Source organism: Clostridium carboxidivorans P7 (assembly GCF_001038625.1).
GTDB lineage: Bacteria > Bacillota > Clostridia > Clostridiales > Clostridiaceae > Clostridium_AM > Clostridium_AM carboxidivorans.
In genome coordinates, this window is the sequence record NZ_CP011803.1 from 1,341,830 (window position 1) to 1,363,125 (window position 21,296).

Genomic DNA, 21,296 nt, shown 5'->3' on the forward strand with positions numbered 1-21,296 from the left:
ATAAATTTTATAGGCGTCAGGATTTGCTGATGAAAAGCAAATGGAATCTTATTTGTAAATTTGATAAAATAATACTATAAAATTGTAACTATAAAAAGGTACGATTTTTATAAAATTTATGGGGATGATTTTTATGGAAATACCAATATTTATTGAAAGACATAGTGAAAAACCACTGTATATTCAGATATATCAATTCTACAAAAAAGCCATACTGGAAGGAACACTTAAAAAGGAGGATAAGCTGGAATCCATAATGCAGCTTAAGAATAGGCTTGGTATAAGTAGAAATACAGTTCAGGCTGCATATGATCAATTATTATGTGAAGGATATATTTACAGTAAGAATGGAAGTGGATATTATGTGGAGGCTATAGAACATCAAATAAAAACTATTAGAAATGAAAATAGACCTTTGAAGCTTAAAAAGTTAAAGAGTATTCATACAGATGATAAAGTATATACTTACAATTTTAAACCTGGTTCAGTAGATCAGGAAAGTTTTCCATTTACGACCTGGAGAAAAATTGAGCAAAGTGTCATGAAAAAAGAAAACATAGATATACTAGCTTATTCAGATCCTAGAGGTGAATTTGAACTAAGAAATCAGATTGCAGAATATGTTAAAAATTCAAGAGGAGTAGTTTGTTCATCTGAACAGATAATTATAGGTGCAGGAACTCAAACCTTAATGGCAATATTATGTGATTTATTTAGTGAGTCAAATAATAAGAATATTGCTTTTGAAGAACCAGGGTTTTCAGCTGTAAGAAAGGTTTTTCAATGGTATGGATATAATATAGAGCCAATTGAATTAACAAAAATGGGAATGAATATAGAAAAACTTGAAGATATTAAAATAAATCCTAAGTTTATATATGTAACACCATCTAATCAGCATCCTTTAGGAATGTCTATGCCTGTTTCAAATCGTATAAAACTTCTTAATTTTATCAATAAGTGTGGTGGATATATTATTGAAGATGACTATGATAGTGAATTTAGATATAATGTAAATCCAATACCTTCACTGCAAAATTTGGATAGTGAAAATAGAGTAATTTATCTTGGAACTTTTTCTAAGACTCTTTTTCCTGGAATGCATGTTGGTTATATGATTTTACCTGAAAGTATAATGAATATTTTTATTGAAAAGGGAAGCTTTATAAATCAAACTGCATCAAAAATTCATCAGCTTACCATTGCAGAATTTATGAAAGAAGGTTTATTTGAAGCTCACCTCAGAAAAATGAGAAGTATATATGCTAAAAAACAGCACTTTCTTATAAATTGTATAAGAAAAGAATTTGGAAATAATGTTGATGTTTATGGTGAAAGCTCAGGAGTTAATATTGCACTTCAGGTAAAAAACAATTTAAATGAATTGGAACTTATAAATAAAGCTTTAGAAAATGGAGTTAGGGTTTATCCTATATCATTTTATTATTTTGATCAAAATAATTATAAGAAACCTAATATGGTACTAATGGGATATGGACATTTGAGTTTTGAGAAAATAGAAAATGGAATAAAGCTTTTAAAAAATTCATGGTTTTAAGTCTTCGAATTTTATGGAAACAAAAACTAAGTCTAAATTGCAATGAAATTGTGATTAAATTGTAACATTTACAATTTAAAATAAAATCATTAAATGGAGGTTAGATAAGTTTTCAACTTTTAGACTAAGTTTCCATAAAATTATGCAAATGAAATGCGAGGGGGATTTAATATGAATTTTATTAAAAACTTAAAAATTGTACATAAAATCAGTTTACTTTCTGCTAGTTTCTTTATTTTTCTTTTATTACTAGGTGTTACTTCAATATTACAAGTATCAAAGGTCAATTATGGAATTAAACAGTTAAGTGAATCAAGATTGACACCAATTGTAGAATTAGAAAAAGCCAAATCCAATATAGAGTATATTAGAACTAAATCTAGTTCATTAATGGATGCAACAGATGATAACACAAGAAAGACTGTAGAAGCTGATCTTACAACTCATATAACTGCTGTAGATAAAGCTTTAGAAAAGTATAAAAGTAATAGTGAATATAAAACCTTACTTGATAACTATGATAAATTTATATCAGCTGAGGAAGCTTTTATAAAAACAGCTGAATCTGGAAATATTACAAAGCAAGGACCTCCTACTGAAGCAATTAATCTCGATAAAGCCAAAATTTCTGTTGTAGCATCTTTTGATGAAATTATAAATAAGCATGTTGCATCAGCAAATTCCACTTATGAAATGAGTAAAAAAGTTTTTGGAAGTACAATGATTATAATAATATCACTTGTAGCTATATGTTTAATTATAACAGGAATTTTATCCTTGATTATAATTAAAGAAACTGTTGTTCCAATTAAAAAGGTTACTGAAAGATTAAAAGAAATTTCCAATAATAATGGAGATTTAACTCAAAGAATAGGTTATGAAAGTAAAGATGAAATAGGAGAGCTTAGTTCAAATTTTGATATGTTTATTGATAAGCTGCATGTGATTATTAAAGAAATATATGGTTCTGCCAATACTATTTCAGCTTCAAGTGAAGAATTAAGCATGGCAACAAAGACTACTGCAGAGTCACTTGATACTATATCAAGCACTGTTGCAGAAATAGCATCCAGCACTTCTGATGGAGCAGCTGTTTCCGAAGAGACTTCAGCCCATCTTGCAGAAGTTGCAAGGTTTACTGAAGCAACTTCTTTAGCAACTAAAAATACTACAAGTAATAGTAAAAGAGCAAAAAGAGCAGCAGAGGATGGTTCGATTAAAATATCTGAAATTGTTTTATCTATAACAGACATAGCAGATTCTTCTAAACAAGTATCTCTTATGATAAGTGAATTAGATAATTCTTCAAAAAAGATAGGAGATATTATTCAAATTATAACAGGTATATCAGAACAGACCAATATGCTAGCACTAAATGCAGCAATAGAAGCAGCACGTGCTGGGGAAGCTGGAAAGGGCTTTACTGTAGTAGCTGATGAAATAAGAAAGCTTGCAGATGAAAGCAATTCTGCAGCTAAGCAAATATCTGATTTAATAAAAGAAAATCAGTTAAAATCTGCTTCAGCTGTAAGTTCAGTTAGTAAAGTAGAAGAAAAAGTATCTCTTGGAGTTAACAAAGCTTCTGAAGTTGGACAAATCATGCAGAATATAATCGAGAATACACAAGAAATTGTAAGTGAGGTAGAAGAAATTGATAAATCTACAGAAACTCAAGTTGAAGGTACCAAAGAAATGGAAATGGCTATAAATACTATAGCTGCTAACTCAAGTGAAATAGCAGCAGGAACTGAAAATATAAGTGCAAGTATTGAAGAACAATTGAGTATTGTGAATGAAGTTGAAAGAACTACAGAGAATTTATCAGAAATGTCAAGAAAATTAAAAGAAATAGTTTCTGGATTTAGAGTATAATAGAAAATGGATAATTATATATCATAACGATAAGTAAGTATAATGAATGATTTCATCAAAATATGTTATGAGCTATGATAAATAAAGAACCTTGTGGTTTTGTAATAAGATATGTTATCTTAAAAAATCACAAGGTCCTTCTATTTATTATTCCAATAAACTAATATAAGTAAATGACTATAGAAAGAATAGATTTAATAATGAAATGGAAGTGACAATTTATAACAAGTTTAGTTAAGAGATTATCCATAAAGGTGATTGTTTAACGCTTAATGAAAATATATTTTATAAATAAAGGAATTAAGGCTGAATTGTAGAATTTATTACAAGTGCAACAAATTATATGATTATTATATAATTTGTTTGTTTTTACATTTAAAATAATCAGTATTAAGAGCGTATTTTTAGTATAATAATTAAATACAGTTCCATTGGATGCTGCTAATACCTATACTTTAAAAACTGCACAATAAAATTATATTATACCTAAATTTTTAGTATAGAATATATTTTTTATAAGAAATTTTCATTATATAGAAAAATTTAATTATTTCATTTGGAGGTATATATGAGAGTTGTTAATGTCTCTAGCCTGAAGGGGAATGAAGTCCTTGGAAGGCAGATTTACGATGAATTAGGCAGAGTTTTACTTAATGTAGGAGTACAATTAAAGCCTTATTATATAGAAAAAATTAAAGAACTTGGAATTATTTCAGTATACATTGATGATGATATATCAAAAAATGTGGTTATTGAAGAAAGTATTTCCGAAAAGACAAGACAGATGGGTAAGAACGCTGTCAAGGAAATGATTGGAAAATATTGCCGTGAAGGTAAAACTGACGATAGTAGTGTTATGAATTCAGTTAATTCAGTAATTGAAGATGTAGTATCAAATAAAGATGTTTTGATAAATGTTGCAGAAATAAGTTCAAGCGATAATAACATATATTCACATTCTGTAAATGTTTGTGTATTAGCTACAATAATAGGAACTCATATGGGATACAGTCCATTAAAGCTCAAAGATATAGCAGCTGGTGCGTTACTGCATGATATAGGTAAGATAAAAATTTTGAATGATAAGAAGCTTTTATCAGAGTTCAAAACTAAAGAAGAATTGGATAAATATATTACACTTATGCATCCAAGAGTTGGTTATGATTTTTTAGGAGAGCAGCATATTTGGAATGCAACTGTAAAGGTAGTTGCGTTAATGCATCATGAAAGAAGCGATGGAAGTGGATATCCTTTAAAATTACAAGGTGATGAGATAAATCAAATTGCAAAAATGGTATCCATATGTGATGTATTTGATAATTTGATATCAGGAAGAAATAATGGGGAAGCTAAAAGTGTCAGTGAGGTTATTGAATATCTTGTAGGCACCAGTAACACTTATTTTGATGTAGAAATGGTTAGAAAATTTACTATGAACATAGCTGCATTTCCAACTGGAAGTGGAGTTATGTTAAGTTCAAGTGAAAAGGGGTTAGTAGTAAATCAAAATAACTCAATGCCAACGAGACCAGTGGTAAAAGTTATATATGACAAAGCAGGAAATTTACTTTCAGAGCCTTATGAAATAGATTTATTAGAGGAATTAACTCTTTTTATTTCAAAAACTTGTGAGCTTTAAATTTAGGGGGGATTTTATGAATGGTGAAGATAATTGTATAAATATTGAATGTCTGAAGCTAGTTAATAGTAATTTTCAGAAATTCTTAGATATACATAGCACTAATTATCATATTGAATTAAAAAAATCATTGGAGGAAATAGGTTTATTTTTTGATTTGGATAGAATTTATATATATTATTTTTCCAAAGATCCTACTTTTATGCAAATAGAATGTCAATGGAATAGGAAGGAAGTAAGACCTAAAAGAGAATTTAACGAGGAAGAGGTAGTTTATGCCTTGCCATGGTTAATTCGGAAGATCAAAAATAGCAATGATGTTGTAATAAATAGCATAAATGAGATTCCAGATGAAGCAGTATCAGAAATAGAAGCTTTTTCAAAGGAAGGAGTAAAATCTTTTCTTATAATTCCGCTAAAAAGTGAAAATAAATTAATTGGATTTATAGGATATGAAAGCTTGTTAAAGTCTATAGTTTGGAAAGAAGGTCAAATTAGGATATTAGGAGATATTTCAAAAGCATTTTCACATACAAAAGCAAGAATAGAGAAGGAAAAAGTATATGAAAAAGACATTAATGGACAATCAATTTTGCTTAATAATTCTGAATCACAAATTTGGGCTTTAAGCAATGTTACTTCCTATGCAACTGCAAATGAGGCTCATGCAAAGTTTTTTGGAAAGACAAAAAGTGATTTAGAATATCAAGATTTATACGATATATTTGATATAGATACTGCAAATAAGCTTTCTAAAAGTAATTGGGAATTATTCCAAAAGGGTGAACCAGCAGAAAAAGAACTTGAAATTAAAAATTTTAAAGGTGAAAATAGACTGCTTAAAATTAAAAGTAGACCTCAAAGAGATGATAAAGGTAATATTCAGTATCTTATTTGCACTGCTAATGATATTACAGAACAAAGGTTGGCAGAAAAAGAATTGTACAAGGCAAAAGAACAAGCAGAAGCAGCTAATACAGCAAAAAGCCGATTCCTTGCAAATATGTCTCATGAAATAAGAACACCTATGAATGGAATATTTGGATTTCTTGAGCTTTTGCAAGCAACTAATTTATCCTTGGAGCAAAAAGAATTTATACGTGAAGCAAAATCTGCTTCAGAGATATTATTACATATTATTAATGATATATTGGATTTTTCAAAGATTGAAGCTAAAAAGCTAACTATGGAAAAAATCAAATTTAATTTGAGGAATTCTATTGAAGATGCAGTTTCATTGCTTGCTCCCAAGGCTGCAGAAAAAAATCTAGAGCTTTATACCATGATTAATCCTAATGTTCCTGAAGAGGTTATTGGTGATCCATCAAGGCTTAGACAAGTTTTAAACAATCTAATAAGTAATGCAGTAAAATTTACAAGCAAGGGTGAAATTTCTGTCAAAGTTGATTGTTTAAAAGAAGAGAATAAAATAGCGTTTCTTAATTTTGAAGTAAAGGATACTGGAATTGGAATTCGTAAGGAACATATTAACACTATTTTTAAATCTTTTAGTCAAGCAGATGCTTCTACTACTAGAAAGTATGGAGGAACAGGTCTTGGACTTGCTATATCTAGTGAGTTAGTAAAGATGATGGGCGGTAAAATCCAAGTGGAAAGCATAGTAGGGGAAGGATCTACATTTAAATTTGATGTAAAGTTAAAGATTGTAAAAGGAGCTTCAGTGCAGAAATTTGACTTTGAAAAGCTTCGTGGTATGAATGTTTTAGTTGTTGATGACAATGATAATAATAGAAAAATTGTAGTTTCATATCTTCAAGAAACTGGACTTATGGTATTTGAAGCTAAGAATGCAGCTGCTGCTATTACTACAATTATTTCAAAAGCAAATACAAAAAATAAAATAAATACTGCTATCATAGATTATCAAATGACAGATATGAGTGCATATGAACTAGCAACCACATTAAAAACAATGCCTTTTGCAAAGGATGTTAAGTTAATACTTCTAGCCTCTGTAAATCAAAAGGGAGAGACAAAGAGTTCAAAAGAGTATGGTTTTTCATGTTATTTAGGAAAACCTGTGAAAAGAGATGATTTACTTAATTGTATTGCCATGGTGCTTGGACTTAAAAAAGAAGATGAGGAAAAATGTGAAGTTGTAACCAAACATATAGTTAGAGAAGTTAAGAATGAGTTAAAACCTAAGATTTTATTAGTTGAAGATAATGTAATGAATCGTAAAATAGTTATAAATATACTTAAACTACATGACATGACTTGTGATGTGGCAGTGAATGGAAGTGAAGCACTAAAAGCAGTATCAGAAAAAGATTATGATGTTGTTTTTATGGATTGCCAGATGCCAGTAATGGATGGTTATGAATGTACAGCTAAAATAAGAATTTTAGAAGGAGATAAAAAGCATACTACAATTATTGCAATGACTGCCAATGCTATGGAAGGTGACTCAGAAAAATGTATTGAAGCTGGAATGGATGCTTATATAAGCAAACCTATTAATTTTGATACTATGTTTAAAATGATAGAGGCGAATACTAAAAAGAGAGAACTTGTACCAGATTATAATAAAATAATAGATGACAATATTGATTGTTTTGTTGAAACTACAGGGCTTGAAAAAGCTGATGCAAGGGAAATACTTGAAGAATATACAAGATGTCTACCTGATTTATTGGCAGATATTAACCGTGCCATAGATGACAAGGATTTTGATAAATTGGCAGGAGTGACTCATGAGTTAAAAGGTTCTTCTGGAACTTTAAGGATAATGTCTATTCATGAATTGGCAATAAAGTTAGAAGCAGCAGCTTTCAAACATGAAGAAGATGAATGTGGTAGACTTTTTGCTGAAATAAAAGCTTTGTTTTACTAGAAGAACTTTAAAAATCAGAGATATAAAGGAGTTTTTGATATGAAAAAGGTATTAATAGTTGATAATTCGTCATATATGAGAATGTTTGTGAAAAAAATTATTGAAAAAGGAGGCTTTCCCAGCACCTTTGAAGCATCAGGGAGAGAAGATGCAATAGAAATATTCAAAGCTGAAAAACCAGATATTGTACTCTTAGATTTGAATATGTCGGAGTTTAAAATGGATGGTATGCATGTATTAAGTGATATAATGGAAGCTGATTCTGAAGCAGTTGTAATTATCATGTCAGCAGTAGGACACGAAGAAGTGAAGGATGAATGTATAGCAGCAGGAGCTAAAGGTTATATTAAGAAACCTTTTACTACTGAAACTTTATTGAAGGCATTAGAAGAATATAAATAAAATTATATATAATCAATAAAAGTTATATAGAAAAACAAAGGCCATGTACGAACAGGAAAAAACTTCCTAATGTGCATGGCTTTTATTTGTGAAAATATATTTAGATTTCATCTAGAGATTTTTGTTTTGTTTCAACTCCTAAGGTTGCAATAATTAATGCTACTATTATGAGTAAAATGCCAAGTGCTATAAAAACAACTTTAGTATCATAGTTTTTAAGTATCCATGCTACTCCATAAGGAGTAAAAATAGTTGCAAGCCTTCCTATTGCATTACAAAATCCTGATCCCCTAAGTCTTATGTTTGTAGGGAATAATTCAGGTACATAAATTGCAAGACCAAGTGTAAGTAATATGTATATGATGACGGTTAAGAAAAATCCCATAGTAAGTATTACCCACATGGTATTTTGTGAAGCATATGCATAACCAAGTACACCTGCTGCAAGCATAAATATAGTAATACACCATTTACGCCCGAATTTATCTACAATGAAACTACCAAGCAAAGCTCCAAGTGGTGCGCCTATCATCATTATAGTTGTGTATCCTAGAGATTTAGAAATATTTATTCCTTTTCTCAAGAAAAATGTAGGTGCCCAACTTACGAATGTATATATCAAGGTGTTTATTGCAATTAATACAACACATCCAACTATAGTTCTTGAAATCATATTTTTATTAAATAAGTCAGAGAAGTTTCCTGAATTCTTATATTCACTATGTGCTTTTTTTATAACATATGGTTGATTTATAGAATTACCTGACTCTATTTCTGCTTCTTTATAAAATATGTTTATTACATGTTCTGCATTTTCCTCCATACCTTTTGATTCATACCATCTTGGAGATTCAGGCATGTCTTTTCTTAAAATCCACACAATGAGAGAAAATATTCCTACAAATACAAACATCCATCTCCAGCCGAATCTAGGTATTATGAGATATCCTAAAAATGCAGCTGCTGGTGTAGATACATTAGTTATGAGAGAAAGCATGGAAACCCATTTTCCTCTTGTTTTTGCAGGTACAAATTCACCAAGAAGTGCATATCCAGTAACAATTTCAGCACCAAGACCAATTCCCATTACACCTCTGCATGCTATTAAAAAAATCATATTAGGAGAAAAGGCAGCAACTAAAGATGCTCCTCCAAATATTAAGAGGTTCAGTTGATATGAAAATTTACGTCCTAGACTGTCTCCTAAAAATCCAGTTGCTAGAGAACCTATTAAAAGACCTATAAAAGTTACAGATATAAAAGTAGCATTTAAGCTCATAGTTGACCATTTACTTTTTAAAAGAACACCTAAAACTCCTCCTGCTAGATATACATCAAATCCATCTAAAAATATTCCAAGACCTATAAGCCATAAAATTTTATAATGTAATTTAGATATTGGAACATAGTCCATTTTTTCACAAATACAATTAACTTCTGACATTAAAAATACCTCCAATCGATAAATAAAAACTGAATATTACAAATATTTGAAATATTGTATAAATATAATTTTACTGGCCAGTAAAAATTACTTACTAAAAATGGGCATAAAAAATAGACCTTCCTATGGGGCGAGGTCTATCGCGGTACCACCCAAATTTATTACTCATGAAAATTTAACGACTTTATGCCGGGGAATCCTACTAAACAAGCGTTCAGATTGCAATTTAAGAGTGAGTTTCAATATAATATAAATGTGGATTTTCACCAACTTCCACTCGCTTTGAATTATAGTTATATCTACTTATTCTCTATCATAATTTTTATATTATTAAATTGTTTGTAAAAATAAAAAAGCAGCATTGATCCTCTTGGAGCGAGAAACAATACCGCGGTACCATCCAAATTTTTTCTTACAAGATAACGGCTTTTTAAACCGACACAGCTTACTATAGTTTCAGCCTGTAACTCTAGGATGAGTTTTCAATATATAGACATTATGAATTTTCACCAACATTCACTCGCTTTGAATACCATATATTTACTTGATTCCTATCAATGTTTTTTTTATTTATTTTTTACCATTATACAATTAAGTTATTTTATTGTCAAATTTATTTTGTATTTATAATTAACGAATGTTATAAATATAAAATCTTCTGCTAAATTCGTCATAGCTTCTTTTATTAATCGTCTATTATAGAATTATATAGCTTCTGTATAGCAGAACTTGGCTCGATTCCTAATTCAGCTTTATATAGTTCTTGTACGTATTTATAATGATTTATAAACGATATTCTGTCCTTAAGGATTAAATGTAATTTTAAGCATATTTCATTTGCATGTTCATCTAAAGGATATATTTCTAAAACATTATGAATAATTCTTTTAGCGTCAATATAGCTTCTTTTTTTCATATAGTAATCTATTAAGTGCTTTGCTAATTTATGATATCTTATTGAATATAATTCCCTTTGAGAAAAGGCCCATTCAAAGTCATTTCCCTCTAGATAAGGATTTTTATACAATAAAAATGTTTTCTTATATTTCTTTATCGTATCATCATTTATAATCATATCGGGAATTACAACAGAATTAAATTCTGAAACATCAACATATGCATCAGGAAGACAAAACCAGTAGCAGCCGTTCACAAATTTAATATTAAAGTTTATATTAGCTGAATTTAAAGTTTTTTTCATTTTATATAAGGTTGTATGTAGTCGATTATTAACTTTATTAGGATCGCATTCTGGCCAAAGAGTGTCACAAATTTTCCATTTACAAATTTCTTGTTCTCTATTTTGCAGTAAATAGGTAAATAGTTCTTCAGATTTTTTGGTACGCCATTTAACAGGAGAATTACTATTGCTTCCATAAACTAACAATTTGCCAAAGCAGTATATTCGTCCGTTAGGAACATCTAAAACCTTATGAACATTATTAAGTAAACTTTCTAACTTATAATTAATTTTATTATTTGAACTTTTCTTGTGACCTATATCCTGCGTTATACCTAATATATTTAAATTGTTTGATTCTCTGTTGAAGATAAATCTAATTGCGATTTCTACTTTTTTTATTGAGCCATCCTTACAATATTGATTATAAGTGTCAACATTTGATTTAATTTCTTCATTTCTAACTCCATCTAAAAATTGATATAACATACTGATACATTGAGACTTCAATTTTTTCAGTGATTCAGAAGTAAAGGAATCTTCAGGCTTTTCTTTCAGCGCTTCTTGTACAGTTAATCCTCTTAAATTGAAGACAGATGGACTTACGTACTTTAAACAATTACTTGCTAAATCGAATAACCATAGGCATTCAACTGAATCGTCTGAAGTTAATCTGCATTTTTCAATTGATTTTAAGTATTCTTTTATATTATTAAAATTATCCATAGTGTTCACCTGTTCTATATGTGTTATTTTATTAACTAATATTTGGTCTACTGCAATATTATTAAAGTTAGCTCTAAATATTTATTGATTTTATATTAATAATGAAATTTATCTTATATAAAGTTAATTTTTTATTATAATTTCAATTCATACATAAATAATAAATCCCATATTCAATAATTGCAACAATATTATTATAAAATTGTAAATTATATTTAATACAAATTGTAGAAATTGGTCAGAATATGGTCAGAATATGCTGATATAATAAATACTGCAATTTATTAATTGGTGAAAAATATGAAACTGAATATGTTAAAAATTATCTATTTTGCATGGATATATTCAAAATAAAGTTTAGTGTATTTTTGGAGGTTTTTTATGTTAAAAACAAATAATGATAGAGATGTTGATTTGAATTCAATAGAGATTAAGGACGTTATTGATATTGATTTGCTTCAAAGATTTCAAGATAATTTTGCGGAAAGTATGGACATTGCCAGTGTAACAGTAGATATTAATGGAAGGCCAGTAACTAGACCAAGTTCTTATACAGATTTTTGTATGAAATTTACTCAGTCCACTAAGGCAGGTATGGACAGATGTGATGAATGCCATAAAAAAGGTGGAGAAGAAGCTGCAAGAACAGGAAGACCTTATGTTTATACTTGTCATGCAGGATTAATTGATTTTGCTGCTCCTATATTAATAGAAGGTAGACAAATTGGAACGATTTTAGGTGGACAAATATTGAATTCTAGCCCTGAAGAATCAAAATATAGGGAAACTGCAAGAGAATTAGGTGTTAGTGAAAATGGATATGTGGAAGCAGTAAATAAAATAAAAGTTACTAGTGAGAAAAGTATAAGAGCAGCTGCAGAGGTGCTATATATTATTGCTAATGCATTATCAAAAATAGGATATGAAGAATTAAAAATTAGGAGTATGTCTCAAGTGCTTTCAGATAATTTCAATCAAATTTCAGCTACCATGGAAGAATTATCGGCAGCTTCAGTTAATGTAACTAATAATCAACATACTTTAAGTGAAGAAATAGTTAATGTAAAAAATATATCTACAGAGATTAATGCAATACTTGATTCAATAAAAAGCATAGCTGACCAAACAAAAATGCTTGGATTAAATGCAGCTATAGAAGCAGCTAGAGCAGGGGAAGTTGGAAGAGGTTTTGGAGTTGTTGCAACTGAAATAAGAAGCTTATCACAAAATTCTAAGGAAACAGCTTTAAAAATATCAGAGCTTACAAGCAAGATAGAGAATTCAGTAGATAAAACTATAGATTCATCTAATTCTACATTGGAAAATACAGAGCAACAATCTGCTGCAATTGAAGAGGTTACTGCAACTTTACAACAAATTGCAGAATTTACTGATACACTAAATAAATTAGCAAACTCTCATAATTAAAAAATAAGATTTTTATTTAATTGGGATTTGTAAAAAATTAAAATCAGCAATGTGTTAAATAAAGACAGCATTCGCATGAAAATTAAAGTTTTATGTGAATGTTATTTTTTATAATAATATTGAATAAATTAATTTGAATTTTTTTCTATATATTATATAATATTAACATAATATATGTCAGGGAGGGTTATTCTCATATGAAGAATATACTAACACAAGAAAATATCGATAAATTAAAGGAAGAACTAGACTATAGAATGACTGTAAAAAGAGCTCAGATAGCAAAAGAAAAATTGGTAGCTGCTGCACATGGTGATAGGTCAGAAAATGCAGAATATAAGGAAGCTTGTGCAAATTATAGAGAAAACGATAATAGAATTCAATATTTATTAACTATGATTTCAACTGCAATTGTAGTAGATGATAAGAGCCAAGATAAATCAGTTATAGGAGTTAATAGTAAATTTAAAATTAAATTTGTAGATGATGAAGACGAAGAAGTTGTATCATTAGTGACTACTGTAGATGCAGATCCAGAAAATATGCTCATAAGTGTAGAATCAGATTTAGGTAAAGCGTTAATGAGCAAAAAAGCTGGAGATATAGTTGAAGTTAACGCTCCAAGTGAAAATTATACAGTGGAAATATTAGAAATATTATAAACTTATGTTTAATGGGCTCTAATTTTTGTATGAATATAGTGAAAAAGCACTGTACTAATAGCATTTAAATTTTTTAATGCTAGTACAGTGCTTTTTCATTAAATTGCCTTAATATTTTTGCCTATGTTATAATAATTAAAAAGATAGTTGTTTTTAGTAGTATTTTGAATAAAAGTGATATATATATGATAAAATAGAATATATTTCTGCTTTTATTAATATTATAATTTTTACGAATTTTACAAAAAAGGAAGGTTATGATTAAATGAAAGAAAATACCAATTTAAAGCTTAATATTAAAAATAAACTAATTGTATGTTTTGTTTCACTAACTGTAATTTCATTACTTTTGATGGGTACAATTGTTTATTGGAAGGTAGTTATACAAACAAAAAATGATTATATGAATTCAGTAAATAAACAATTAACTGAAGTAAATACAGGGGTAGACAATTATATTTCATTAATTCAAGAAGATACCCGTATGTTAGCTAAAAGTGAATTGCTTAAGCAAGCAGATTCAAGAATAACTTCATATGTGGATAAAAAAGATCCATCAGGTTCAGTTCAAATGACACCACTTACCAATAATCCTTATGAGGCAGAAGTATATAATACTTTTAAAAATTTTAAAGATGCCCATCCTGAAATACAAAGTGTTTCGTTAGGTGTTGAAACAAATGGAGGGTATGTACAATATCCAGCTTCAGCCAGAAAAAATGGCTATGATGCAAGGACAAGAGATTGGTACAAGCTTGCGCTTGCAAATCCAGATAAGGCTGTTTTAAGTGATGTATATTTTTCTTCAGATGGCTCTAAAAGTATTGTTTCTCTTTCTTTAATAAAAGATGCGGCTGGTACGGTTAAAGGTGCAGTAACCATGAATATTGATCTTGATAAGCTTACAAAAATCATTAAAGGTATTAAAGTTGGAGAAAATGGATATATTGTTTTAGTTGACAAACATGGTACTATTTTAGCAGATGCAAAAAATCCAAAGTTAGTTTCGAAAAACGTAAAAGAATTAAATATAAGCAAATTAAATGATTCTTATAACAAGGATACTTCATTTGAAATGAAGCTTCAAGATGGAAAAAAATATTCTATAAATGTTGAAAAACAATCAAAGTCAAATTTAGATTGGAATTACATATGCTTTATAGAAACAAGTGAATTTATGAATAGTGCTAAGATTATAGGAAGAATTTCTTTTTCAATTATATTGATATTTACATTGTTAAGTATTGCTATAACAATTGCTTTATCAAGAAAAATTGCAAGCCCAATAAGCAGTATAACTGAACATCTTAAATTAATGGGAAAAGGTGATTTTTCTAATGAAATTAATTCAAAATATCTTCATATTAATGATGAAGTTGGAGACATTGCTCAATCAACTAGTAAAATGCAAGCTGCTTTAAAAGAAATGTTTATTAAAATAAAAACGCACTCTCAATCTATTGATGAAAAAGCTGAAGATTTATATAGCTCTGCTCAATTTGTAGAAAGCTCATCTGGTGAGGTTGCAAATGCAGTTCAAGAAGTTGCAGCAGGAACAGAAAAGCAAGCTCATGAACTTGTGGAAGTAACTAATATACTTACTGAGTTTGGAAATTCAATACAGGAAATAACAAAAACGTTAGTTGAAATTCAAAAAAAATCAAAAGCAATTGATAATGTTGCAAATGAAAGTAATAACAATATGAATGGTTTAGCCAAATCAGTTGAAAATATTGATGGAACCTTTAAGAAATTTGGTCAAAAGCTTAATATTTTAGGTGAAAATGTTAATAAGGTAAATAATATAATAACTTTAATAGATAGCATTGCAGAACAAACAAATCTATTAGCTTTGAATGCAGCAATTGAAGCAGCAAGAGCAGGGGAGTCAGGTAAAGGATTTGCAGTAGTTGCTGAAGAAATAAGAGAACTTGCTGAACAAAGTAAAAATTCCTCTAATGAAATTACCCAACTGTTAGGCAATATATCTAGTGATACCAAAACTATTTTAAATGATAGTGGTAGTATGAATGATGAATTAAATAATCAGATGACTTCTATAAGCGAAACAATTAAGTGTTTTAAAGAAATTGTAGACAAAATAGAAAATATAATTCCTGAAATAGATAGAGTAAGCTATTCAGCTAAAAATATAAACAAGCAAAAAGATTCAATTTTAATGAATGTAGAAAGTACTTCATCTATTTCACAACAAAATTCAGCTTCATCTGAAGAAATAGCAGCTTCATCTGAAGAAATGAGTTCAACTGCTCAAAACTTATTTTCAACTGTTGAGAAGTTAAGAGATATGGCTAAGGATATGACAGATGAGATAAGTAAGTTTAAATTGTAATATGTAATTTGCCAAGGATAAAATATAATATTTTCCAGGAAATAATTAACAGCTTTCTGGATTACCCAAACAAAATACTAATGAAGGTATTTTGCTTGGGTAATATGAGAAATATTATAATCTAGCGTTTTGTTACATTAAAGTTATTTTCTATAAGCAGCCAATTTTGAGGAAAAGAAAGACCTAATTTCCAGTAGCTTACACCTCGTAAACCTAATTCTTTTACAAGATTAAATTTTGCTTGAATTGATCTTGCATCTTCGAACCATACTTCATGCTGTCTTCTAGCCTCATCTGTATAGTTGAAATGAGGAGCCTGTGCTTTATAGTCATATTTAATTGGTACATTATACTTAACAGCAAGCTCAATAGCTTGTTGAGGACTAACTGCTTTTGCAAATTTTCCTCCAGGTACAAAAGGTAATGTCCAATCATATCCATATAAATTTTGGCCCATCATAATTTTAGAAGCAGGTATTTCAGTTAGAGCATATTCTAGTACATTTCTCACAGGACCTATTGGCGATACAGCCATTGCTGGACCACCACTGTAACCCCATTCATAAGTCATTATTACAACAAAATCTGAAATTTGTCCATGAGCTTTATAATCATGAGCTTCATACCAAGCACCTACTTGGGTGGCACTGGTTTTTGGAGCAAGAGCTGTTGACATTAATAATCCTTGTGAAGATAATCTTGCTTTTGCCTTTCTTAAGAAGCTGTTATAATTTTCTCGCAGTTCAGGAGGTAAAAATTCCATATCAAAGTGTATGTCTCTAAAATTATATTGTTTTGCAAGTGCAATGATATTATTAAGCAAACGATTTTGTATTTCCGTATTTGTTAAAATGATTCTTCCAAGTTCTGCACTAAATTTTCCTTCCTCAATATTAGTAACTACCATTATTAAGCTTGCATTATTTGCTCTAGCTATGGCTGCAAAATTATTTAGAGGAGGTGGTTCCAAAGTTCCATTTCGTTGAATACGGAAACTGAATGGTGCCAGATATGTGAGAAATGGTGCTGCACTTCGAGCTGACTGCTCCAATTCAGGGTCAACTTTTCCTCCTATTGGTTCAACATATGCATTTATTTCTGCATTTCTTTTAGGACGTGGTGGGATGTACAATCTTAATCCAACTTTTAGAGGGGTACCAGGTGAAATTCCATTAACCTGTGCAAGTCTTCGATAATTGATACCAAAGCTGCGTGCAATGCTATATAGGCTATTTCCTGGTTGAACCCAATAATAACTTCCAACTATAGGTATTACTAGCGTCTGTCCTACAACTAATTGGTTAGGGTTTGGCACTTCATTGGAACCTACAATTGCTGAAACTGTAGAGTTGTATAATCGGGCAATATCAAATATAGATTGTCCTGCTTGAACAACGTGGATTTGCATAGTATACTTCTCCTTATAAAACTTATACAATATCATTATATGGTATAGAAAAGGGAAATGTACTATGAAAAAGACAGTAATATGAAATTGTTAAAACATCTATTTGTATCTTAAAGTTAAAGATACTATAATTAAATGGTAAATATAACCTAGAATCAATTATAGTAATTTTAAAGAAGGGAATTATGTATTATGAAATTAAAAAAGAAAAGTTTGATTTTTATAGTAACAGGTATAATAGTTATAGCTGCAGCAGCAGGTATTTATTTTTATAATGCTATGTTTAATAGAACCACTAATTCACCTGTACTTAATACTTCAAATAGAAATGAAAAGTGGACATCAGACTTAAAATTTGTAAAAAAAGAATTACCTAAAAAACATAAAAATTTATTTTTTCCCAAGAGTAAAACTGAATTTTATAATCAAATGGATTCACTTATTGGAAAAGTTAATAAATATAATGATATGGAAATTAAGGGTGAGCTTGCAAAAATAATAAGTTCTATAAACGATAGTCATACAACAGTTGACATTCAAGGAGATTCATCGTATCCAGTAAGTTTTTTTCAATTTGATGATGGAATTTATGTAGTTGATTCGTCCATTGAATACAAAGAGCTATGGGGAAAAAAATTAACTTCGGTTAATGGATATTCTATGGCACAAGTTCAAGAAAAAATTGATCCTTTTATATCTAAAGATAATAAAGCTATTATAAAGAGCCAAATTTGTACTTTATTAAGATCTGTGGAAGTGCTTAAAATTGCAGGAATAACTAAGGAAGATAATATAGTTTTAAATTTTGAAGGTTATCCAAACAGTGTAAATATACAACCTTTAAAAAAATCAGATTACAAAAATGTAAAGTTTTTATCAGATAATATCGAGTACAGTAAAAGGTTTCCAATTTCAAAACAAAAGCAGGATAAAAATTATTGGTTTGATTATATCCAAAATAGTAATTTACTTTATGTAAAGTATAATAGTTGTTCCAATATACCTGATTATTCTTTTTCACAATTTACAAAGGATGTTTTTAATACCATTGATAGCAAAAAAGTTAAAACTTTAGTTATAGATTTTAGTGATAATGGTGGTGGGAATTCTAAGCTTTTTGATAATTTTTTAGATGAAATAAAGAAAAGGGATAGTATTAATAAAAAAGGAAATTTGTTTGTTATAGTGGGAAGAAAGACATTTTCTTCTGCAATATTAAATTCTATGGATTTGAGGAATAGCACAAAAGCAATACTTATTGGTGAACCTACAGGAGGTAAACCAAATCATTTTGGTGAGGTAAAGGTAATACATTTATCAAATACAAATGTAAATATATATTATTCTAGTAGTTATTTTAAAACCACTGATAAGGAAACGGATTCTATATACCCTGATGTTAACATTCCTCTTAAAGCTTCTTCATACTTTAATGGTAAATATGATTTCTTGGATTATGTTTTAGATAAAAGTAATGTTAAATAATAGATATAGTTAAGAAGGTGATTTTGTTGATAATTGATTCGCATATACATATTGCGCATAATAATTTGTTTAAAAAAAGTCAGTGGAGTAATTCTCCAATTGAATTGCAAAGACAATGGCTTACTGAAATTTTGAGGGAATATAAAAAGAAAGATGTATGTGCTTTAAGGGATGGAGGAGATGGAATATTTGCTTCCTGCTTAGCACGGGAAATTGCAAAAGAGGAAGGAATAATATACAGAACACCTATATTTGCAATTTGCAAAAAAGGCCATTATGGATCATTTTTAGGAAGAGCTGTTGATGGAATAGAAGATTTTAAAAGAGAATTTCATATTTTAAAGGAGAATAAATTAGATCATCTTAAAATTATATTAACTGGAATAGTTAATTTTGATAAATTTGGTGATGTGGGAAGTGTGGCATTTTCATATGATGAACTGGAATATATGGTGAAAAGTGCAAAGGAATATGGAGTTCCAATTATGGTGCATGCTAATGGTAAACAGGGGGTATCTCAGGCTATAAAGGTAGGAGTTAATACCATAGAACATGGATTCCTTATTTCAGATAAGGAGATATATGAAATGGCAGAGAAAGAGATAGTATGGGTACCTACTCTTTCTCCGCTGGGGAATATACTTAAAAGAAATGATAGTAACTTTAAAGATCAGATGGATACAATAAGAAAAGTATATACAGTGCAGATTCAAAATATAGTAAAAGCTTATGAAATGGGTGTTAAAATTGCACTTGGAAGTGATGCTGGTGCATATGCTGTGCCTCAGGTTACTGGTATTTTCGATGAAATAAATCACTTTGAGAATATTGGATTTAGCAAAAACGCAGTATTAAAAATGTGTTTGGAAAATGGTTCATCTTCACTTAAACTATAGATATGCTTTATTAACTTTCAATTTTGGCAAATAAAACTAATCTACAAAAATTTGATAATATTTAAATTCTTTTTAGATAGTAGATTAGTGCTCTATGAGGGTTAATAGAAAAGCTATATTTGAGAGTGTAAGATTTGTGGTTCATAGACTTCTGCAACTGCTTTAATAATAAAAATAAAACAAGCAACAAGAAATATTATGGTTACAATTAGAAGTACATATTGGTAAGCAAATTTTCCAAGTACAAATCCATAAATTAATGATCCAAAAGGGACAGCTCCTTGACAGAATACACCAAGTATAGCAAAGAATCTTGCTCTCATTTCATTTGGCACCATTTTTTGAAGATTTACATTTATAGGTGTGTTTATTCCTGAATTGAATAATCCACTTAGTAATATTACTATTGCTAGTATTATAAATAATTTAAGATCATGTCCACCAAGATAGTTTATGAAATTTGGATATACTGAAAATGTAAGAATGAAAAGCATAGCTGCTTGAAGTAAAATTGCAACCTTTATTACTATTTTTGTACTAAAGCTTTTTAAGTAAATACCTATGGCTATGTTCCCAAGAAGTATTCCAACAGTAAAGCATGAAATTAAATAACCATATTGCTCAGAATTGAAACCTACACACTTTTTTAATACATAGGGAAATACTATATCAAAGAATGGTGCAACAAGAAAATTAATTAATAAGCAGAATAGGAATAGTTGATTCAGAGCTTTATTTTTCGTTATAAAGCTGACTACACTGGCATTTTCTATGAAAAATGATTTTAAAGTTATTTTTCCTTCTTTGTCATTTGCGTTTTTATAAATTATGAGAACTGAAGAAACTGCTGATAATATAAAGGATAAACCATTTAAACAAAATACTGTTTTTATTCCCCAAAGTCCATAGATTATGCCTCCAAGAGAAGGTCCTATAATCATGGAAATTGCATCACTACCACCTCTCAGGGACATAGCTTTCATAAGTTCTTCTTCTTTTATAAGTTCTGGAAGAATTGCTGTAGATGATGCTGAAAAGATACTATCCATAATAGAAATAAATATTTGTATTAAAAACAGTATATAAATATTCAAGCTGTTCCAAGAGGCTAAAAGACCTAAAGTTAATATTAAAACTCCTCTTCCAATATCGGTTATTACCATGATATTTTTTCTATTTTTTCTATCACCTAAAATACCTGCGAAGGGTAATGTAATTACATTAGGTAATAAATTAAGAGCAGAAAATATTCCCATCATAATTGCGGAGTGAGTTATATCCAATATATAGAGTGGCATTGCTATTTGCTGTATTCCAGTTCCAATATAGGATATAAATCTTCCCAACATATAAAATGATAAATTTTTTTGAAGTTTCATTTTGTCTCCT

14 protein-coding genes and 2 other annotated features are annotated in these 21,296 nt (G+C 29.2%); of the genes, 10 read left to right on the forward strand and 4 right to left on the reverse strand.

What is annotated here, in order from left to right; genetic code table 11:
• Positions 1 to 133 precede the first annotated feature (133 nt).
• The 5 genes from pdxR to Ccar_RS05770 all read left to right on the forward strand — a co-directional run bounded on the left by pdxR (position 134) and on the right by Ccar_RS05770 (position 8,325).
• Positions 134 to 1,558 carry a MocR-like pyridoxine biosynthesis transcription factor PdxR gene (pdxR, locus tag Ccar_RS05750; RefSeq protein WP_007059638.1) on the forward strand — a complete coding sequence of 475 codons (1,425 nt, stop codon included), beginning with the start codon at positions 134 to 136 and terminating at the stop codon, positions 1,556 to 1,558.
• A 171-nt stretch (positions 1,559 to 1,729) separates the two neighbouring features.
• Positions 1,730 to 3,430, forward strand: coding sequence for a methyl-accepting chemotaxis protein (locus Ccar_RS05755; protein WP_007059637.1), 1,701 nt, complete (start codon positions 1,730 to 1,732; stop codon positions 3,428 to 3,430).
• A gap of 568 nt (positions 3,431 to 3,998) precedes the next feature.
• A complete protein-coding gene (locus Ccar_RS05760; protein WP_007059636.1) occupies positions 3,999 to 5,069 on the forward strand; it encodes an HD-GYP domain-containing protein in 1,071 nt (356 codons plus the stop codon).
• A 16-nt stretch (positions 5,070 to 5,085) separates the two neighbouring features.
• A complete protein-coding gene (locus Ccar_RS05765; protein WP_007059635.1) occupies positions 5,086 to 7,923 on the forward strand; it encodes a response regulator in 2,838 nt (945 codons plus the stop codon).
• 39 nt (positions 7,924 to 7,962) lie between these two features.
• On the forward strand, positions 7,963 to 8,325 hold the full coding sequence (locus tag Ccar_RS05770) for a response regulator (protein ID WP_007059634.1): 363 nt from the start codon (positions 7,963 to 7,965) through the stop codon (positions 8,323 to 8,325).
• A gap of 100 nt (positions 8,326 to 8,425) precedes the next feature.
• Here the strand turns inward: Ccar_RS05770 and Ccar_RS05775 are convergent, their stop codons facing one another.
• Positions 8,426 to 9,769, reverse strand: a complete 1,344-nt coding sequence (locus Ccar_RS05775) for an MFS transporter (protein ID WP_007059633.1) — start codon at positions 9,767 to 9,769, stop codon at positions 8,426 to 8,428.
• Positions 9,770 to 9,892: 123 nt separating this feature from the next.
• Positions 9,893 to 10,095, reverse strand: a binding site (T-box leader).
• Positions 10,096 to 10,137: 42 nt separating this feature from the next.
• Positions 10,138 to 10,336 (reverse strand) — a binding site (T-box leader).
• A 118-nt stretch (positions 10,337 to 10,454) separates the two neighbouring features.
• Complete coding sequence (locus Ccar_RS26050) at positions 10,455 to 11,675, reverse strand: PAS domain S-box protein (protein ID WP_007059632.1); 1,221 nt, start codon at positions 11,673 to 11,675, stop codon at positions 10,455 to 10,457.
• A 381-nt stretch (positions 11,676 to 12,056) separates the two neighbouring features.
• Between Ccar_RS26050 and Ccar_RS05785 the strand changes: the two genes are divergently transcribed.
• From Ccar_RS05785 to Ccar_RS05795, 3 genes are all read left to right on the forward strand, one after another.
• Positions 12,057 to 13,103: a PocR ligand-binding domain-containing protein gene (locus Ccar_RS05785; protein WP_007059631.1), complete on the forward strand. Its 1,047-nt coding sequence runs from the start codon at positions 12,057 to 12,059 to the stop codon at positions 13,101 to 13,103.
• Between the two features lie 197 nt (positions 13,104 to 13,300).
• Positions 13,301 to 13,765: a GreA/GreB family elongation factor gene (locus Ccar_RS05790; RefSeq protein ID WP_007059630.1), complete on the forward strand. Its 465-nt coding sequence runs from the start codon at positions 13,301 to 13,303 to the stop codon at positions 13,763 to 13,765.
• 265 nt (positions 13,766 to 14,030) lie between these two features.
• A complete protein-coding gene (locus tag Ccar_RS05795) occupies positions 14,031 to 16,118 on the forward strand; it encodes a methyl-accepting chemotaxis protein (RefSeq protein ID WP_048029983.1) in 2,088 nt (695 codons plus the stop codon).
• 121 nt (positions 16,119 to 16,239) lie between these two features.
• On the opposite strand, the gene Ccar_RS05800 is transcribed toward Ccar_RS05795, so the two are convergent.
• Positions 16,240 to 17,526 (reverse strand): glycosyl hydrolase family 18 protein, encoded by a 1,287-nt coding sequence (locus tag Ccar_RS05800; RefSeq protein WP_007059627.1) that lies wholly within the window; start codon positions 17,524 to 17,526, stop codon positions 16,240 to 16,242.
• A gap of 192 nt (positions 17,527 to 17,718) precedes the next feature.
• Here Ccar_RS05800 and Ccar_RS05805 point away from each other — a divergent pair, with 192 nt between their 5' ends.
• Both Ccar_RS05805 and Ccar_RS05810 read left to right on the forward strand, forming a co-directional pair.
• Positions 17,719 to 19,011 carry a S41 family peptidase gene (locus tag Ccar_RS05805; protein ID WP_007059626.1) on the forward strand — a complete coding sequence of 431 codons (1,293 nt, stop codon included), beginning with the start codon at positions 17,719 to 17,721 and terminating at the stop codon, positions 19,009 to 19,011.
• A gap of 17 nt (positions 19,012 to 19,028) precedes the next feature.
• Positions 19,029 to 19,907: an amidohydrolase family protein gene (locus Ccar_RS05810; RefSeq protein ID WP_242655064.1), complete on the forward strand. Its 879-nt coding sequence runs from the start codon at positions 19,029 to 19,031 to the stop codon at positions 19,905 to 19,907.
• A 113-nt stretch (positions 19,908 to 20,020) separates the two neighbouring features.
• On the opposite strand, the gene Ccar_RS05815 is transcribed toward Ccar_RS05810, so the two are convergent.
• Positions 20,021 to 21,286, reverse strand: coding sequence for an MFS transporter (locus Ccar_RS05815; RefSeq protein ID WP_007059624.1), 1,266 nt, complete (start codon positions 21,284 to 21,286; stop codon positions 20,021 to 20,023).
• Between the last annotated feature and the right edge of the window lie 10 nt (positions 21,287 to 21,296).

What these genes read in the sequence shown, in the direction of transcription:
- Ccar_RS05760 (WP_007059636.1), top strand. Translation starts at nt 3,999, where the DNA reads ATGAGAGTTGTTAATGTCTCTAGCCTGAAGGGGAATGAAGTCCTTGGA.
- Ccar_RS26050 (WP_007059632.1), bottom strand. Translation starts at nt 11,675, where the DNA reads ATGGATAATTTTAATAATATAAAAGAATACTTAAAATCAATTGAAAAA.
- Ccar_RS05755 (WP_007059637.1), top strand. Translation starts at nt 1,730, where the DNA reads ATGAATTTTATTAAAAACTTAAAAATTGTACATAAAATCAGTTTACTT.
- Ccar_RS05775 (WP_007059633.1), bottom strand. Translation starts at nt 9,769, where the DNA reads ATGTCAGAAGTTAATTGTATTTGTGAAAAAATGGACTATGTTCCAATA.
- Ccar_RS05770 (WP_007059634.1), top strand. Translation starts at nt 7,963, where the DNA reads ATGAAAAAGGTATTAATAGTTGATAATTCGTCATATATGAGAATGTTT.
- Ccar_RS05800 (WP_007059627.1), bottom strand. Translation starts at nt 17,526, where the DNA reads ATGCAAATCCACGTTGTTCAAGCAGGACAATCTATATTTGATATTGCC.
- Ccar_RS05815 (WP_007059624.1), bottom strand. Translation starts at nt 21,286, where the DNA reads ATGAAACTTCAAAAAAATTTATCATTTTATATGTTGGGAAGATTTATA.
- Ccar_RS05805 (WP_007059626.1), top strand. Translation starts at nt 17,719, where the DNA reads ATGAAATTAAAAAAGAAAAGTTTGATTTTTATAGTAACAGGTATAATA.
- Ccar_RS05785 (WP_007059631.1), top strand. Translation starts at nt 12,057, where the DNA reads ATGTTAAAAACAAATAATGATAGAGATGTTGATTTGAATTCAATAGAG.
- pdxR (WP_007059638.1), top strand. Translation starts at nt 134, where the DNA reads ATGGAAATACCAATATTTATTGAAAGACATAGTGAAAAACCACTGTAT.
- Ccar_RS05765 (WP_007059635.1), top strand. Translation starts at nt 5,086, where the DNA reads ATGAATGGTGAAGATAATTGTATAAATATTGAATGTCTGAAGCTAGTT.
- Ccar_RS05790 (WP_007059630.1), top strand. Translation starts at nt 13,301, where the DNA reads ATGAAGAATATACTAACACAAGAAAATATCGATAAATTAAAGGAAGAA.
- Ccar_RS05795 (WP_048029983.1), top strand. Translation starts at nt 14,031, where the DNA reads ATGAAAGAAAATACCAATTTAAAGCTTAATATTAAAAATAAACTAATT.